The sequence below is a fragment of the Pseudoalteromonas galatheae genome (assembly GCF_005886105.2).
Taxonomy (GTDB): Bacteria; Pseudomonadota; Gammaproteobacteria; order Enterobacterales; family Alteromonadaceae; genus Pseudoalteromonas; species Pseudoalteromonas galatheae.
The window spans coordinates 485,574-503,867 of sequence record NZ_PNCO02000002.1 but is presented as its reverse complement, the minus strand read 5'-3'; the positions used below and the strand labels follow the sequence as shown (position 1 = coordinate 503,867).

The 18,294-nt window shown below is 46.8% G+C and carries 6 protein-coding genes; all 6 read left to right on the top strand.

Translation table 11 applies throughout. From position 1 onward, the window contains the following. The first annotated feature begins 1 nt into the window (after position 1). The 6 genes from CWC29_RS20175 to CWC29_RS20150 all read left to right on the top strand — a co-directional run bounded on the left by CWC29_RS20175 (position 2) and on the right by CWC29_RS20150 (position 18,294). Positions 2-9,751: a non-ribosomal peptide synthetase gene (locus tag CWC29_RS20175; RefSeq protein WP_138523953.1), complete on the top strand. Its 9,750-nt coding sequence runs from the start codon at positions 2-4 to the stop codon at positions 9,749-9,751. Continuing rightward, on the top strand, positions 9,748-14,277 hold the full coding sequence (locus tag CWC29_RS20170; protein WP_138523951.1) for a non-ribosomal peptide synthetase: 4,530 nt from the start codon (positions 9,748-9,750) through the stop codon (positions 14,275-14,277). Before CWC29_RS20175 ends, CWC29_RS20170 begins: the two co-directional genes overlap by 4 nt. Then, positions 14,270-15,052 (top strand): thioesterase II family protein, encoded by a 783-nt coding sequence (locus CWC29_RS20165; protein ID WP_128726105.1) that lies wholly within the window; start codon positions 14,270-14,272, stop codon positions 15,050-15,052. The genes CWC29_RS20170 and CWC29_RS20165 overlap by 8 nt, the downstream gene beginning before the upstream one ends. A 182-nt stretch (positions 15,053-15,234) precedes the next feature. Beyond that, positions 15,235-16,191: an ABC transporter substrate-binding protein gene (locus tag CWC29_RS20160; protein ID WP_128726106.1), complete on the top strand. Its 957-nt coding sequence runs from the start codon at positions 15,235-15,237 to the stop codon at positions 16,189-16,191. Between the two features lie 85 nt (positions 16,192-16,276). Then, entirely contained in the window at positions 16,277-17,224 is a 948-nt protein-coding gene (locus CWC29_RS20155) for a FecCD family ABC transporter permease (protein ID WP_161568675.1), read from the top strand. Continuing rightward, the gene (locus CWC29_RS20150) at positions 17,221-18,294 is read left to right on the top strand and encodes a FecCD family ABC transporter permease (protein ID WP_205125722.1); all 1,074 of its coding nucleotides are present in this window, start codon (positions 17,221-17,223) and stop codon (positions 18,292-18,294) included. Before CWC29_RS20155 ends, CWC29_RS20150 begins: the two co-directional genes overlap by 4 nt.

Below are 18,294 nucleotides of genomic sequence, written 5' to 3'. Positions count from 1 at the left end.
CATGACACAGGTAAAGATCCCCCTAAATAAGAAACAGCTGTTAAAACATGTACAAGCGTTTGTGAAAACACCGCTTGAAGACAAGCTAGATGCCAACCTTATTGAGCTTGGCTTAGACTCAATGCATATGATGCGTTTGGTCAACCAGTGGCGAAAACAAGGCGCAAAAGTAACCTTCTCAAAACTGATTGAACAACCAGTTCTTAGCGACTGGATAACACTTTTATGCATGCAAACAGATACTGATGTCGAAGTTATTGGAGCCCCTAAACTACCCGATATAGACCCCTACGCAGAGTTTGAGCTTACTGACGTGCAATATGCCTATTGGATTGGTCGCCAAGATGAGCAAGAGCTGGGTGGCGTCGGTTGTCACGCCTATCTGGAGGTAGACAACAAAGATATCGATCCTTTAAGGCTCGAACAAGCATGGCATGCACTTTATCACTATCATCCCATGCTACGTGCACAGTTTACTGAGTCTGGTACCCAGCAAGTGCATTCACAGCTACCCACACCAGGGCTTGCAATTAACGACTTTAGGTCACTAACTCTTGATGAGGCAACTCAAGCGGTAGAGCAAATTCGCAGCCGCCTATCACATCGAAAATTAGGTATTGAGTATGGTCAAACCCTAGGGCTGGAATTGAGTTTACTCCCCGAAGGAAAATGTCGGATCCACTTTGATGTAGACCTACTGATCGCTGACGTACAGAGCTTAAATATCTTATTAAAAGATCTTGCCGTGCTTTATCATGGCGGTACACTCAACACTGATCCAAACTGGAGCTTCGCAAAGTACTTAGCGTTTGAAAATGCGCAAAATAAAGATAAGTTTGAAGCAGACAAAGCTTATTGGCAAACGCGTTTAGCAACCCTCCCCTCTGGTCCACAGCTTCCCCTTCGTTGCGACCCTCGAACCATCACTCGACCAACATTTTCTCGCCGTTTGCACACCTTGAGCCAAAACCAGTGGAAGACGCTTAAAAATACCGCACAACAGTATCAAGTGACACCCGCTATGTTGCTCGTTACTAGTTATGCGTACGTACTTGCCAAATTTAGTGGCGAGAAGAAATTCACGCTGAACTTACCACTTTTTGATCGCAAAACTCAGCACCCAGGTATTGAAAACGTAGTCGCAGACTTCACCAATCTATTGCTTTTAGATTGTGATTTTAGTGAAGAAAAAGGTTTTATTGATCATGCGAAAACAATACAAAGCCAATTTCACCAAAACGTCGCACACTGTGATTATTCCGCAGTTCAAATCCAACGCGATTTAGTAAAACACGGTTATGCACAGGGTGTAAGCGCACCTATCGTATTTGCCTGTAACTTAGGCACCCCACTTCTGTCGCAACAAGACACGGTATTGGGTCAATTTAACTACATGATCTCGCAAACACCACAAGTTTGGTTAGACCATCAAGTGTATGAAGTCGATGAAGGTTTGATGCTAGCATGGGATGCTGTGGATGAGATTTTCCCAGAGTTGCTGATTGATACCATGTTTGCAAGCTATGTTGCATTACTTGAAAACCTAGCGACAAATAGCAGTGCATGGCACGCATCACATCTTATTGACCTGCCAGAGTATCAGCAAATCCAACGCAAAGCAGCGAATAACACCGGTGCACCTTATACCCCACATACATTGCATGAAGCATTTTTTAGAGGTGCTCAGGTACACCCTGATAAGACTGCGTTAATATTCAACACCGAACGGTTAAGCTATCGTACCGTCGCTGAAAAAGCGCTACGTATAGCCGCTTATTTGAAGCAACAAGGGCTGAAGGGTGCAGAACCTGTAGCCGTAACATTACCCAGAAGCGCTGAGCAGATCATGGCGATACTTGGAGTACTGGCAGCCGGAGGCTGTTATGTGCCTATAGGACCTCACCAGCCTCAATCACGGCGAGAAAAGATCCATCGAACCGCAGAGGTCAAGCTAGCAATTGCTATTGGTGACGATCCAGAACATGACCCAGCAGTAAAATGTATTGATATTCAACAAGCGCTTTTAGCTGAGCCACTAGAATCAGCTGTTATCACAGACCCTGCAAATCCCGCCTATATCATATTCACCTCTGGCTCTACAGGTGAACCCAAAGGGGTTGAAATGAGTCATCAGGCCACTGCTAATACCATTTATCAGCTCAATAAAGACTACCAAATTGACCAAGATAGCTGTGTGCTCGGGGTTTCAGCGCTTGATTTTGACCTTTCTGTATATGATATTTTTGGTTTGTTAAGTGTTGGCGGGCAACTAGTCGTTATTGATGAGCAGCAACGCCGTGATGCACAAGCATGGCTTGAGCTGGTACACCAACACAAGGTAACTATTTGGAACTCTGTTCCGATATTACTAGATATGCTTTTGACCACAGCGGAACAAGATAGCCGTCAGCTGCACTTTGAGCAGGTGATGTTATCTGGTGATTGGATAGGCTTGGACCTTCCTCCTCGGCTACAACATATCAGCGCCACCAACCCACCTATCATTGCAATGGGCGGCGCAACGGAAGCAGCTATTTGGTCAAACCGTTGTGAGGTTCGCTCACCACTGCCACTGCATTGGCACTCAATCCCATACGGTAAACCTCTACCAAACCAAAAGTATCGCGTTGTTGATAAACACGGGCAAGATTGCCCAGACTGGGTTCCTGGTGAGCTGTGGATTGGCGGTATTGGTCTAGCAACTTGTTATCGTGGTGATAGCACACAAACGGCAGCACGCTTCGTTGAGCAACATGGCGAGCGTTGGTATCGCACTGGCGACCAAGGCCGTTACTGGCCTGATGGCAACCTCGAGTTTTTAGGACGCATCGATCATCAAGTCAAAATACGCGGGCATCGTATTGAGTTGGGTGAAATTGATACAGCCCTTGCCAATATTAATGGTGTTCAGCGTGCCGTTACCGTGACGATTGGCGAGCCCAAAAGCCTAGCGAGTGTTGTAGTCTTAGCTGCTCAAAGCACGTTAGATAGCGCCGCCATACAACGCCAATTACACAAGCTACTGCCAGATTATATGGTGCCAAGCCATATCGAATTTGCACCGCAGCTGCCACTCAGTAGCAATGGTAAAATAGACCGAAAGACACTAGTCGACCAGCTAGCTGCCAAGCAGCAGTGTGCGTTGAGTTTAACCGCGCCGCAAACAGACAATGAAAAATGCCTTGCCAATATATGGCGGTCTTTACTGGGGGTTGAGCAAATCGGTCAGCAAAGTCACTTCTTCGAGTTAGGTGGAGACAGCTTAATTGCGACTCAGCTTATCGCAAAACTTAAACAACAAGGTTTGGCATCTCCAAAACCACTACCTGACTTATTCTCATCTCCTCAATTAAGCGCCTACGCAGCGCGCTTAGAAAGCACCGAACCGGTAATAAAACTCGAAATAGTGCCAGATCTAGATAATCGTTTTGCGCCATTCCCGCTCACCGAGGTACAACGCGCTTATTGGATGGGCCAAACACCGGGATTACCGCTTAACTGCAGCACTTTGTATTTGCTAGAGTTGGAGGGAGAAAATGTCGATATTCAACGTATAGCAAAAGCTTGGGACCAACTGGTTGAGCACCATGAGATGCTGCGTGCAGTGATCACACCAGACGGTCAGCAACAACTGCTGTCTCATTTACCTGCGGTGTCTATTGCACAAGTGAGCTTGAAATCAGAAACCAATAATCACGCCAATGCCGCGAGGGATCATCTCCACCAATTTTGGCGTAGAATTTGTCAACAAGCGCTACAAAGCCACGACCAAAATGAGTCAACGACATTACCTAATCACCGTATTTGCGCCGTAAATTATGGTGCTAATAAGACCCGTTTAGGGATCATTTTTGATTACTTAACACTCGATGGATTTAGTATTAAATTGCTGCTCGATCAGCTTGCAAGCCTTTATAACGATCCCGCTTATCACTTGCCGGAGATTAATGTTTCGTTTAGAGACTACGTAGTCCAAGTGCAACACAATGATGCGGAGCATTTAGCAGCACAAGCATACTGGCGAGAACAGATTAATACCTTACCACCTGCGCCACAGCTACCACTAGCACAAGACCCGCAAAGTATTACTAAGCCTGAATTTGTGCGCCGCGAAGCACAACTCGATACAGGTACTTGGCAAGCACTTAAGAATAAAGCGAGATCCTATGGCATTACCCCTTCAGTACTACTATTAACGGCCTACAGCAATGTCCTGAGGCGCTGGAGCGAAGGTGATCACACGCTCAATTTAACCCTGTTTGATCGCCAAGATGTGCACGAGGATATCAATAAAGTGTTTGGTGACTTCACCACATTAACCCCCATTGCATTTCGTAAAAATATTGGTGACTCTTTACTGGTACAAGCACAGGAAGCGCAACTGCAAATTGCACAGGCTATTGAACACAAAGCAATTTCCTCTATTTGGATCCAGCGCGAGCAAGCTCGCCAAAGCACACTCACATCAGCAGCGCTACCTGTGGTGTTTACCAGTACCTTGGGCCTTGGCGGCGGCTTGTTTGAAAACTCAAACGGCGATTTCCCCAAGATTGTACCTGGAGGTTTATCACAAACACCGCAAGTTTGGCTTGACCATCAATTATACGAATTTGATGGTTCACTTATTCTATCTTGGGATGCGGTGGATGCACTTTTCCCAGCCGGTATGATTGATGACATGTTCAACAGCTATGTTAGTGCACTTGAAAGGCTGTGTCATAGCAGCTGGGAAGAGGAGATGTCCTTACCATTACCTGATGCACAAGCGCATACACGTCTCGCAGTAAATACCACCGAATGCCCACAAACACCACGCACTTTGCACCATGCTATTTTTGCGCACGCACAGCAAAACCCCGGCGACACGGCACTGGTATTTGAAAACTCGCATGTCAGTTATGCACAGCTATGTGAGCAAGCGCTCTGTATTGCAGCGCTATTGCAGCAACATCAGCTCGCACCAGCAGAACCTGTTGCAGTCACTTTGCCACGTGGCATAAATCAAATTGCAGCTATATTGGGAGTTATGGCTGCGGGCGGTTGTTACGTGCCAATCGGGATCCATCAGCCTGCGAGTCGTCAGGCAAAAATACATCGTATAGCAGGGATCCGATTAGTGCTTACTAACAGTGATCACTTAGAAGTCGAATCCATCGAGTCAGTGATAAGGTTGGACGTCGCTACAGCAAGTACACCACAAGCTAAGCCTATAGAAGTGTCACCAGAACAACCCGCATACATTATTTTTACCTCGGGCTCGACCGGTGAACCAAAAGGGGTGGAAATGTGCCATCAGGCAACCGCAAACACCATAGATCAACTCAATCAACTCTATAAAATTGATCAACGTAGCTGCGTACTAGCGGTGTCTGCAGTGGATTTCGACTTGTCGGTATACGATATCTTTGGCTTACTCAATGTGGGGGGCCAAGTTGTGTTGCTCAGTGATGAGAACCGCCGCGATGCCAGCGAATGGTTAAAGCTCGTGCACCAACATAATATCAATGTCTGGAACTCTGTACCCGTCCTGCTGGATATGTTGCTCATCGTTGCAGAGCAAGATGACAGGCAATTGCCTTTCAAACAAGTGATGTTGTCAGGTGATTGGATTGGCCTAGATATTCCACCGCGTTTACAAGCCAAAAATAAAGCCGAAGTTCCACTTATCGCTATGGGTGGCGCAACAGAAGCAGCTATTTGGTCGAATTTCTGTGAGGTAAAGGGCGACATTCCAGCTCACTGGAACTCCATTCCTTACGGTAAACCACTACCGAACCAAACCTACCGTGTCGTCGATGCCTACGGACGCGACTGCCCAGATTGGGTTGCAGGTGAGCTTTGGATAGGCGGTGTTGGTCTTGCTAGCGCGTATCGGGGTGATCAAAAGCTCACAGCTGAGCGCTTTGTCAGCCACGAAGGTACTCGTTGGTATCGCACCGGCGATAGAGGTAGATACTGGCCAGATGGCAACCTTGAGTTCTTAGGGCGTATAGATCACCAAGTGAAAGTACGCGGTCATCGTATTGAACTGGGTGAAATTGATACGGCTCTCGCCCGTATCGAAGGTATTTCTCGTGGAGTGGCATTGACCATTGGCGAGCCTAAAATGTTGGTTGCTGCACTAGTAATGGATGAAAGCACGGAACTGGATCTCGATGCAATAAAAACAGAACTTGCTCTTTCTTTGCCAGATTATATGGTACCGAGTCACTTTTTAGCCTTAGCTGCACTGCCGCTAAGCGCTAATGGAAAGGTAGATAGAAAACAACTTGCTACCCAATTTGACGACCAAATTAGCGTTGAAGTGGCTGTAACAGCGCCACAAACAGATAACGAACTTCAAGTTGCGCAGCTTTGGAAAGACTTACTGGGGGTTGCCAATGTTGGCCTAGAAAGCAGCTTTTTTGCACTCGGTGGCGATTCGCTCCTGGCGACCCAATTCCTGACTCAGCTCGCCCACCGTGGGTTGTCGACCAAGCAACCTTTACGCACTTTGTTTGCCAACCCAACGCTTGGTGCATTTGCAGCAACACTTGAGATGCATGAAGCCACACAGTGCAAGCAAATTGTAGCTAGACCCGAACATCAGTTTGAACCATTTGCACTGACTGAAGTACAAAGTGCTTATTGGTTAGGCCAAACCCCGGGCTTCCCGCTTAATTGCGGCACTCACTACTTACTCGAACTCGATAGTTTAACGCTTGATACTGAGCGAATGATGCTTGCATGGAAAAAGCTGTATGCACGCCATGACATGTTGCGCGCCCAGGTGAGCGATAGTAACCAACAGGTTGTGTTGCAGCAAAGCGGCATACCAAAATTGGATATCGATCCAATGACTTACACCTGTTTAGACCAAGCACGAACGCAAATTCACGCATGGTGGCAAACTAAAAATAGCCAACATTTACATGATGCGATAACGATTAAAGTCGCGAGATATCAAGCGGGTGAAAGTGAGCGTACGCGTCTTGCTTTGATGTTTAATTACATGACACTAGACGGCTATAGCATCATGCTGTTATTGCGCGAATTCGCTGCTTTATATCAAGCACCAGATATTGAGCTAACGCCACTTTCCTTAACCTTTAGAGACTATGTCACCCAAGTTCAACATAGCCAGCAAGCAATAGATGAAGCCCAAGCATACTGGCAAGAACGTTTGCCTACCTTACCGGATGCTGCAGCACTACCACTGGCACAAGATCCACTGCAAATTGAACACAGCGAATTCTCTCGTCGCAGTGCAAGATTACCAAAAGCCAAGTGGCAAGCCATTAAACAAGCGGCTCGCTCACAAAATGTAACACCAAGTATTTTAGTGCTGAGTGCCTATGCGGAAGTACTCAGTCAGTATAGTGGTGGCCATCCACATACCTTAAATTTGACCCTATTTGATCGCCAAAATGTACACCCAGAAGTTGGCAGTATTGTTGGTGATTTTACGTCTTTGGCTCCCCTTGCTTACCACCCTGACGAGCACATCACAATTGCTCAACATGCAAAGCAACTGCAAGAGCAACTTGCTGATGTACTTGATCATCGAGCAGTCTCATCTGTCTGGGTGCAAAGGGAGCGCAGCCGAACTATGGGGCGCACCGCAGCTGCATTGCCCATTGTCTTTACCAGTACATTAGGAATGGCTGACGACTTACTGGCAGACGCTTTCAATGAAGATTTACCACAATTTACCGATGGCGGATTGTCGGCAACTCCACAGGTTTGGCTAGATCATCAAATGTATGAATTTAAAGGCGAGCTAATTCTATCTTGGGATGCCGTCGATGCACTGTTTCCAGCTGAGTTGCTAGACAATATGTTTAGCCGTTTCTTAACATTACTGGACGAAGTATCCATTTCAACGGATACAGCATTTAGCCACGCATTACCTAAATCTCAACAGTTGGTGCGAGACCGAGTAAACAGCACCTACGCTGAACAAACGCCTCGTACTTTACATCAGGCGATGTTTGACTATGCCCGTCAACACCCCGATACCGTTGCGCTGATCGCTGATGAGCAAATAGTAACCTATGGCCAATTGGCAGACAAAGCACTGCGTATCGCCCACTTACTTACTCAACAAGGATTATCGCTGAGTGAAGCGGTGGCAGTGAGCTTGCCAAGGGGGGTAGATCAGGTTGCTGCCGTATTTGGCATTATGGCCGCCGGAGGCTGCTATGTGCCAATTGGTATTCATCAACCCACCAGCCGTCAAGCGAAAATTCATCGCACTGCGGGGATCCGTTGGGTACTTACGAACGAAGCACACATCAACCAAGACGTTGAGCAGGGTGTCACTCGTCTCAATGTGGCGGATGCAGAGGGCTTTACGCCACTGGCAACCCCCTTGACAGTGGCAACAGATGCACCCGCATATGTGATCTTTACCTCAGGTTCTACAGGTGAACCCAAAGGGGTCGAAATGTGTCATCAAGCGACTGCAAATACCATTGACCAGCTTAATCGCCACTATGCTATCAACAGTAATAGCCGTGTACTTGCTGTTTCTGCATTAGATTTTGATCTCTCGGTATACGATCTATTTGGCTTGTTGAGCGTTGGTGGCAGTGTTGTATTACTCAATGAGGCGAGCCGCAGAGACGCAGCTACGTGGCTTGAACTAGTGCATCAACATCATGTCACTACTTGGAACTCAGTGCCGATATTGCTCGATATGCTACTGGTCGTCGCTGAAAACGATGCACGCCCACTACCATTTTCGCAAGTGATGCTATCGGGTGATTGGATTGGCCTAGATTTACCGCCAAGATTACAAGCCAAGACTCACTCACAGATCCCATTAATTGCCATGGGTGGTGCCACTGAAGCAGCCATTTGGTCAAACAGCTGTGAGGTAAAAGGTGAGCTGCCAGAACATTGGTCATCTATTCCATACGGTAAACCGCTCCCGAACCAAACATATCGTGTGGTAGACCCATGTGGCCGTGATTGTCCAGATTGGGTTGCAGGTGAACTATGGATCGGAGGCGTGGGCCTTGCCACTGCCTATCGAGGAGATAAAAAATTAACGGATCAGCGCTTTGTGATGGCCGATGGTAAGCGTTGGTACCGCACTGGTGACCGCGGTCGTTACTGGCCGGACGGCAACCTCGAGTTCTTAGGCCGAATTGATCACCAAGTTAAGGTGCGCGGACATCGCATTGAGCTCGGTGAAATCGACGCCGCCTTGGCTCAGGTTAAAGGCTTAAGTCGCGGTGTTGCACTAACAATTGGTGAGCCGAAAAAGCTCGTTGCCGCCTTTGTTAAGGAAGCCCAAGCCACGCTAGATACACAGGTAATTACTGCACAACTGGAACAGCAACTTCCAGAATACATGGTGCCCAGCCATTTAGTAGAACTTGAGACATTACCGCTAAGCGCCAACGGTAAAATTGACCGAAAGCAATTGCTCAATGAATTTATGGCATTGGAGCTAATGCAAGCTGAGTTCGAGGCGCCTGAAGGTGAGCTTGAAGAACAACTTGCAAAAATCTGGCAATCACTTTTAAAGCGCCCTCAGCTCTCTCGTCACGACGACTTTTTTGCCATCGGTGGTGATAGCTTAAGCGCAACACAGCTTATCCAAACACTGCAACAACAACACATTATTCCAACATCTGTGTCACTTACAGCACTATTTAGCGCCCCAAGTATTGCCAGCTTCGCTGCTGCTATAACTCAAGCTTGGCGTGATCTAGGCGACACAACCTGTGATACCGATGAACTATTTGAAGAGGGTACAATATGACCATCGCCAGTATTATCGCTGACTTTGAAAGCCGCGGCGTTTACCTGTGGGCCGATCAAGGCAACTTAAAATTTAAGGCCCCTGCTGGAGTATTGACACCAGCACTAAAAACACAATTACAAGACAATAAGGCAGCGCTTATCGACTATTTAAGCGACCCTGTAATGGCAGCTATAGAGCCTAACTATGCAGACCGCTATCAGCCGTTTCCGCTAACCGATTTACAGGTTGCTTACTTAGTAGGCCGTAACAATGCCGTTGAGTATGGTGGTGTTGGCTGTCATAGTTACATTGAGTTGGACCTACCGAATATTGATGCAAAACGCCTGCAAACGGCTTGGCACAAGTTAGTTGAGCGCCACGATATGCTGCGCGCTATTATCAACTTTGATGGTACTCAACAAATTATCGCACAGGTTACGCCAAAAGCGATCCGCGTGCATGAGTTTGCAGCGCTTGACCAGCAAACTCGTCAGCAAAAACTATTAGACCTGCGTGAACAGTTGGCTCACCGCCACTATCAACCGGATAAATGGCCACAATATGATTTACACCTTAGCCACACCGGTGAAGGGTCAATTCTACATTTTTCTATCGACTTACTTATCGCCGATTTTGCTAGCATTCAAATTATGCTCGCCGAACTCGGTGAATTATATAACCATCCAGAGCGTGCTCTTGCGCCTTTGGGGGTTTCGTACCGAGATATTGTCATTGCACGCAAAGCCTTGTTAGAGCACCCTAAAACAGCACAGCGCTATGAACAGCACAAAGCCTATTGGCTAGAGCGCATTAAAACGCTACCAGCCCCTCCCGAACTACCGAGAGCAAAAAGTACGGGCAACGAGGAAAGCGTCGCATTTTCTCGCTTGAATTTTAAGTTAGATCCCACCCTTTGGCAGCGCCTTGGCGAGCGAGCAGCAAGACACAAACTAACACCTTCTAGCCTTGTATTAGCCGCATTTACAGAAGTAATTGGACGCTGGTCTCGCCATCCTAATTTTTGTTTAAACCTCACTATGTTGAATCGCGCCAATGTGCACCCAGATGTCCGTGGCGTGGTTGGCGACTTTATCGCAGTAAACGTGCTAGGGGTATCGCCAGATCCGCAAGCGGGTTTCGCCAAGCGGGCAAGTCAGTTACAGCAACAACTTTGGCGTGATTTGGAACACAGTGACTTTACTGGCGTTGAAGTATTACGAGCTATGAACCAAATACAGCAAAGCAATACCATAGTACCAATTGTCTATACTAGCACCCTTGGTTTATCAGGTGATGAGTTAGACAGCAACCAATTTATGCATGATGCACAGTTGCGTTACGGAATTACTCAAACGCCGCAAGTCTGGCTTGATTGTCAAGCAACGGAGCGCAATGGAGAGCTGATCGTAGATTGGGATATCCGTCAAGGGATTTTCCAAGCCGGTGTGATTGAGCAAGCACATCAAGCATTTTGTGAACTATTACACGAGCTGGCTAATAATGAAGCACTATGGCAGTCCACCAGCCCGGTGAGTTTACCAAAGCAAACGCAAGTACACATCACCGCGCTAAACGACACCAAAACAGAACAAGCTAGAGGATATTTGCACTCTGGATTTGCACGACATGTTCTAGATACCCCAGATCAAATTGCGGTGATCGACCAAAACGGCGAAATGAGTTACCAACAACTTGCACAGTTGGCACTTCAAATCAGGCTCACCTTTGTCGACTCGGTAAAACCGAACGACCATATTGCAATCGTATCAGACAAAAGCACACAACAAATTGCAGCAGTGTTTGCAGTATTGTTTGCCGATTGTGTGTATGTGCCTATTGAGGCAAAACACCCGCTTGCTCGCCAGCAATCAATCATCGCTAACTCAGGTGCCAAAATCGTACTCACAGAGTTGCAATATGCTAACCTAGACTTTGGCTCTGATGTCACTGTTATTGCATTTGATCAATTACTACCGGCTATTCCGCAGCAGGACCTTCAAGGTTTATTGGAAATATTCACGCAACGTCGACAGCAGCAAATTTTTGTCGAAGCGCCAGCTTATGTAATATACACCTCCGGTACGACAGGTCAGCCAAAAGGGGTGCAGCTATCGCACGGCGCAGCACTGAATACCGTGCTGGAAATTAATCGCCTGTATGATGTCAACCCGAAAGATAAAACCTTAGGACTGGTGAGCTACGGCTTTGATCTCTCAGTTTGGGATATCTTTGGCACTCTCTCAGCAGGGGCGACTCTGGTATTACCAGCTCAAGAGCTACGGGGAGATCCAAACCACTGGCATCAAGTGATCGCCAAGCACCAAGTCAGTCTGTGGAATTCGGTGCCTGCGCAAATGCAAATGCTGATGACCAGTTTGCCATGGGCGGAAGATCAGACGCTCAGTACACTTAGGCTGGCCATGCTTTCTGGCGATTGGATCCCTGTCCAACTTGCAAAGCAAGTAATCCAACAACTGCCTCATATTGACCTGAACAGCCAAGGTGGCCCTACAGAAACTGCGATTTGGTGTGTCCAGCACACTGTCAAAGACATCGCGGATGATGCTGCTTCAGTACCATATGGTAAGCCACTAGCGAACCACCAAATTCACATTTTAAATGACCGACTAGAGCCTTGCCCAACTTGGGTCACCGGCGAAATGTATATTGCAGGTGATGGTTTGGCATTAGGGTATTTAAACGATAAACAAAAAACTGCTGAGCTATTTATTAAACATCCACAAACAGGTGAAAGGCTTTATCGCTCTGGCGATTTAGGCTGCATTATGGATGACGGCATCATTGCCATTCAAGGGCGCGAAGATGGCCAAGTCAAAATCAATGGTCATCGTATTGAGTTGGGCGAAATAGAGTCAACTATTGCCGCACACCCAGCTGTAAAAGACGTCGCGGTGGTCAATCTATCTACTGATGGTAACTTAGCTGCGGCACTGGTTGTCAAAGAAGTAACCAATAGCGAAATCATCTTCAGTGAGTTGGGCACCTTACTTAATGACAAGTTGCCTAAATACATGTTACCGACGCATTTCTTTACCTTAGACACACTTCCTCTTAGTCAGAACAGTAAAGTTGATAGAAAACAGCTTAAAGTACAATTGACGCAATTACAGCAGCAACTGACAACACAATATGAAGCACCATTTGACAATCATGTTGAGCGAACTGTGGCGCAAATCTGGCGTGATTTACTCAACGTGACGGAGGTATCGCGCCACGATGATTTTTTCCAACTTGGTGGTACCAGCTTAAATGCCATCAACCTGCTAAGCGCATTTCTAGCAGCAGGCTTTGATGCAGATATTGACCTGATTTTCAATCACGCCGTATTCAGCGAAATGTCCGAAGCACTGGCAAAAGCAAATGAAGCAAAACAAGCATGGCTTGAGAGCATTGATTTAAACAGCATGGCTACTGAAGCACTCGAAGGCCTTGCTGATGCCCTACCGTATGATTCGAATTCCGAGCCAAAAACCCTATTATTGACTGGCAGCACGGGGTATTTGGGTAGCTATGTTTTGCGCGAAATATTGGATACTACGGATTATCGTATTCTATGCTTGATGCGCTGTGATGATATTCAGCATGGATTCTCGCGCTTGGAGCAGGCCGCAGCAGAAAAAGGCCTGCCTACAGCTATACCTCACGAGCGTATTCAGATAATCAGCGGTACGATGTCCGAGCCTTACTTTGGTTTAAGCAATACAGACTATCAAGCTCTAAGTGCACAAGTGGATGTGATAGTTCACAATGCATCGATCATTAACCTCATGGATCCGCTTTCTGCTCTTTACCCAACCAACGTCGAAGGCGCCCGTGAAATTATCCGCTTAGCAAGCTCGCATCAAGTGAAGCCAGTGCATTATATTTCTACTATCGGAGTACACCACGCGTTACCAAGTGATGTACCTCAGCCTGTGGTAGAACATACCCAGGTGGTGCCATGGCGTGAAGTGGAGTTAACGTATGAGCAGTCAAAAATTATGGCTGAAACCTTATTTACTGAAGCGAGAAGACACGGCGTACCAGTCAATATTTTACGTCCCGGAACCATCACTTGGGCAACCACAGAAACACCCTTTATTAATGATGATGCATTCTTAAAATTTTATCGTGCTTGCTTGAATATTCACGCCTATCCTGCGTCCGAGCTGGCGGTAAACATTGTTCCCGTAGACTATGTGGCAACCTGCATCACGGCCATAGTGAAAGGTGCGACGGGCCAAAACAGTAACTTCCACTTAGTGTCAGACCAAAGTACCGATGTTGCACAGATCTATAATTGGTTTAACGAACTCGGTTGCGATATTCAACCACTTGATTTTATAACATGGAAAGACAAACTCAATGACAACTTTGTGCGCAGCTTTGTTGAGCTTTACTTCAAGCAAGGTATGGACTCAGGTGGTCACCACCAGTACGCCACAGATAACCTAAAATCCATATTGGCCCAATTCAGTCTCCCAAACTTTGCGGTCAGCCGCGATTACCTCAAGCCACTTACACAGAAGTACAACAATGCTTAATACCACATACACCAACAACAGTGCGTGTTACCGCATTTTTAAAGCACGCCCCAATGCCTCTAAACGGTTAATCATTTTGCCTCATGCAGGGGGGAGTGCAAGCTACTTTCGTCAGTGGGCTAATATCGCCGACTCAGATTTAGAAGTCGTGGTTGTACAATACCCAGGTCGTGAAAACCGCATGGCTGAGCCTTTGATTTCGAACATGGATCGTTTGGTCAGCAACTTGGCCACAGGTCTTAAAGCAATACTCAACAAGCCTTATATCTTGTTTGGACATAGTATGGGCGGCGGTATCGCTTACGAACTTGCCATGCGCATTCAGGCCTATCGCTACCCGCCTCCAACTCAACTGGTGGTGTCTGCTGTTGAAGGGCCTAGTTGCCACCATGCGACCGAAGTACACAAAGCCCCTGATGAAGTCATGCTTAATGAGCTTAAACGTCTTAATGGTACGGAGGTTGATCTCAATGCCCTTCCAGAGCTGCTAGAAATGATGTTGCCGTTGCTGCGCAATGATTACCAGTTAATTGAGACTTATAAACCAAACCTCAATGCACCAAAATTGCAATACCCAATCACCGTGATGCTCGGGTCAACTGATACCGAACTCACCTATGAAGAAGCCCAAGCTTGGCAACAAGTGAGTAGTCAGCCCATCAATATTAAGGTCTACGAAGGTGGCCATTTCTACTTAGCCAATCATGTTGAGGCTATTTTGACCCATTTGGGCACGCTGTTCCCAGTGCAAAAAACATGGTTGTGTGCTCCTTAGTAACCAATCCCCCTTGAGGGTAAAGTTTGTTCAAACTAGGAGCTGCCCCCCAGCTCCTTCTTCCAGCGCTGTTAAAAATTATCTCTTTTGGGGGTTACAAATCCGATTTGGGTAGTGCTGGGTTTTTAAGCATTGCAAAATGTACCTATTAAACCAACTCAATTATTCGCAAGGAAACGCTAATGCGTCGCTTCATATTGCTATTTTGTGCATGTTTATCAACATTATCGTCTCTCAGCGTTAATGCTCAGTTTCCTGTCGTAGTGAAAGATGACCGCGACAAACTTGTTACTATTAACACTTCACCCAAAAAGGTCGCCGCTGTCTCAGTATTTGGTGCTGATTTACTCAGTGCTCTAGGTATGCAGGCTGTAGCGATCTCAACACTCAATCATCAGATGTCACCCTACCTCGGTGAGCAAACTAAACATATGCTAGATCTTGGTGAAATTCATGAGACGAACTTGGAAGTGTTGACTGCGCTAAAACCCGATCTCACCATCGGACTGCGTACCTACACCGAACCATTTGAAGCCAAATTTGAGGAGATCAGTCCCTTTTTAGCTTATGACTTGGTCACCAAATCCGACTCAGATCGGGCAATAATCTCTGCGGCTAAAGCGCTGGGCAAGGAAGCAGAAGGTGCTGAATTAAATCGAGTATTTGCAGAGCAGCTCAAGCATTTTGCAGCTGCACCTCTAAAAGCACAATCTGTGGTGTTTTTGTGGCATTGGTCAGATGTACCTTATGCATTTTACGACCATCATTTTACCGTTGAAATGATGGCGACTCTCAAAGGTAAAAATAGCGTCGGCACCTCTCCACTGCCGGACTTAAAAAAGCTTGATTCCGCACCGATTTCGATGGAGTCGTTATTAAAGCTTAACCCTGATGTAATTATTTCCTTCAAAGGCGAACCTGGGCCCTTTAAATCACATCCAGTTTGGAAGCAACTCAAAGCCGTTACCAATGGCCGCGCCTACCGAGTTGCAGACCATTACGTGATGCCCCATGGCCCAATTGCAAGAAAGCTCATCTTACAAGAATTAGCGCACCTATTGCACCCTGAGCAATTTGCCCCCCCAAGCGATCTGGCCAATAAAGCACGGGCCACACCAATGCAATTTGGTCATTTATAGCAGGTAATGTAAGCACGCTATGATTTACTTAGAAAGACTTCGCGTCGCTACAACGCCCACTGGCTTATTTCTATTCGGTGTGTGTATGTTACTACTCAGTCTACTGCTGTCTTTAACAATCGGCGACTATCAGCTCACATTACAGGAAGTTTGGTCAGTACTTATTGACCCATCAAAGTCACAGGCTAGTTTTGTCGTTTGGGAGCTGAGACTACCTCGTTTAACATTGGCCATCATTGCAGGTATAACACTTGGCATAGCAGGAGCCATTATTCAGGCAGTAACACAAAATGAGCTCGCATCCCCAAGCCTCGTTGGCGTCTCCTCTGGTGCCGCATTGGCTATTGTACTGGTTCTCACTTTTACCGGTTTAAGTACCTACTTCCAATTTATAGCGGGTATATTTGGCGGTGCTTTGGCGATGTCAGTCACATTATGGCTTTCTTGGAAACAGAAACTAGAGCCTGTGAATCTTATTCTATCTGGTTTATGCGTTTCTCTGTTTTGCGCCGCCGCAACAACTTTGCTACTAATCTCGGTAAGCACTGACACTAGAGGGTTGTTTTATTGGTTGCTTGGCAGCGTTGCAAATCGCACTTGGCAGCATGTGTCGTTATTGGCTCCTATCGCATTACTCGGTGTTATTTTATGTGCACTGTTAGCCCGCCCGCTCACCATTTTACAACTCGATAGCGATGTCGTAAAAAGTATTGGGGGAAATGTAAAGCGCTGGCGTATTCAAACGCTCACTGTTGCCGTAGTGCTAACTTCTGCGACCGTGGCTGTTACAGGCCCCATCGCTTTTGTAGGGCTGGTTGCCCCTCACCTGTGCCGCACTTTACTGCCCAAACACCTGGCTTATGAGTACCGCTATGTCTTATTTGGCAGCGCACTAAGCGGCGCTGTGCTTGTCAGTCTTTCCGACTTATTGGCAAATTATCAGGAGATCCCTGTGGGTATACTATGCGTGCTGTTTGGCGGACCAAGCTTAGTTTGGCTTATCCAATCTCGCTATCAGCAGGCGTCTATATGAATCGAACAATGACGATATACGCTTGCCGAGAAATTAAGCCTTGGCCTTTTTATGGTCTATTAACCTCACTCATCGCGCTACTTATTTGCTTATTTTTTACCGCGCTATGTATGGGGTCTGTACCACTATCGATACAATCTGTTTGGCAGATACTGATCACCTCAATACCACAAAGTACTGATTCGAACATCCTATGGCAATTACGTTTACCCCGCTCACTATTAGCCATGTTGGTTGGGATCCATTTCGCGCTGGCTGGACTAATTTTACAAGCCGTGATCCGCAATCCTCTTGCCGACCCAAGTATCTTAGGGGTCAATGGTGGCGCGAGTCTAGCCATCGTACTTTGTTTACTTGTGGTGGATTATATTCAACTTCATGTATTCGGCTTCAGTGATTTCATTTTTAACTTTGCTTGGCTTCCCGTTGTAGCATTGCTCGGTGGGGTGTTGGCCACTGCTTTGGTTTTGAAACTTAGTTGGCGACAGCAACTACAGCCGAATCAATTGGCACTTAACGGGGTCGCAATAGGCGCGGTGCTAAATGCTCTAGTTATGTGGGCCATTTTGGCATGGGGAGGAAATCGTACAGAAACCAGTTTGATTTGGTTAGCAGGTAGTCTGTACGGCAGAGACTTTAGCCACGTGTTTTTGCTTCTTCCTTGGACATTTATCGGCGTACTTGGTTGCTTCGCATTATTAAAGTACTTGTCGATACTGCAATTAGATAGCGATGCCGCACGAACTTTAGGGCTAAACGTCACTAGGTGGCGTTTAATTAGCTTATTGATAGCGGTGGCATTGGCGGCCAGCGCCACCGCTATCTCGGGCCCACTCGGATTCGTTGGTTTAATTGTACCCCATTTCGCCAAAGTGCTTCTTAACCGATTCGGCTTGGGTACCAGCCTCCCCCACCTGATGGCAGTCTGCATGTTAGCTGGAGCCTCGTTAACGCTGGCGGCAGATATTGCAAGCCGAACGCTTATCTCTCCTTTGGAGATCCCCACAGGCACGCTAACCACCTTGATGGGCATTCCCATCTTGCTGTTATTGATCCGCCGCCAAAATTAG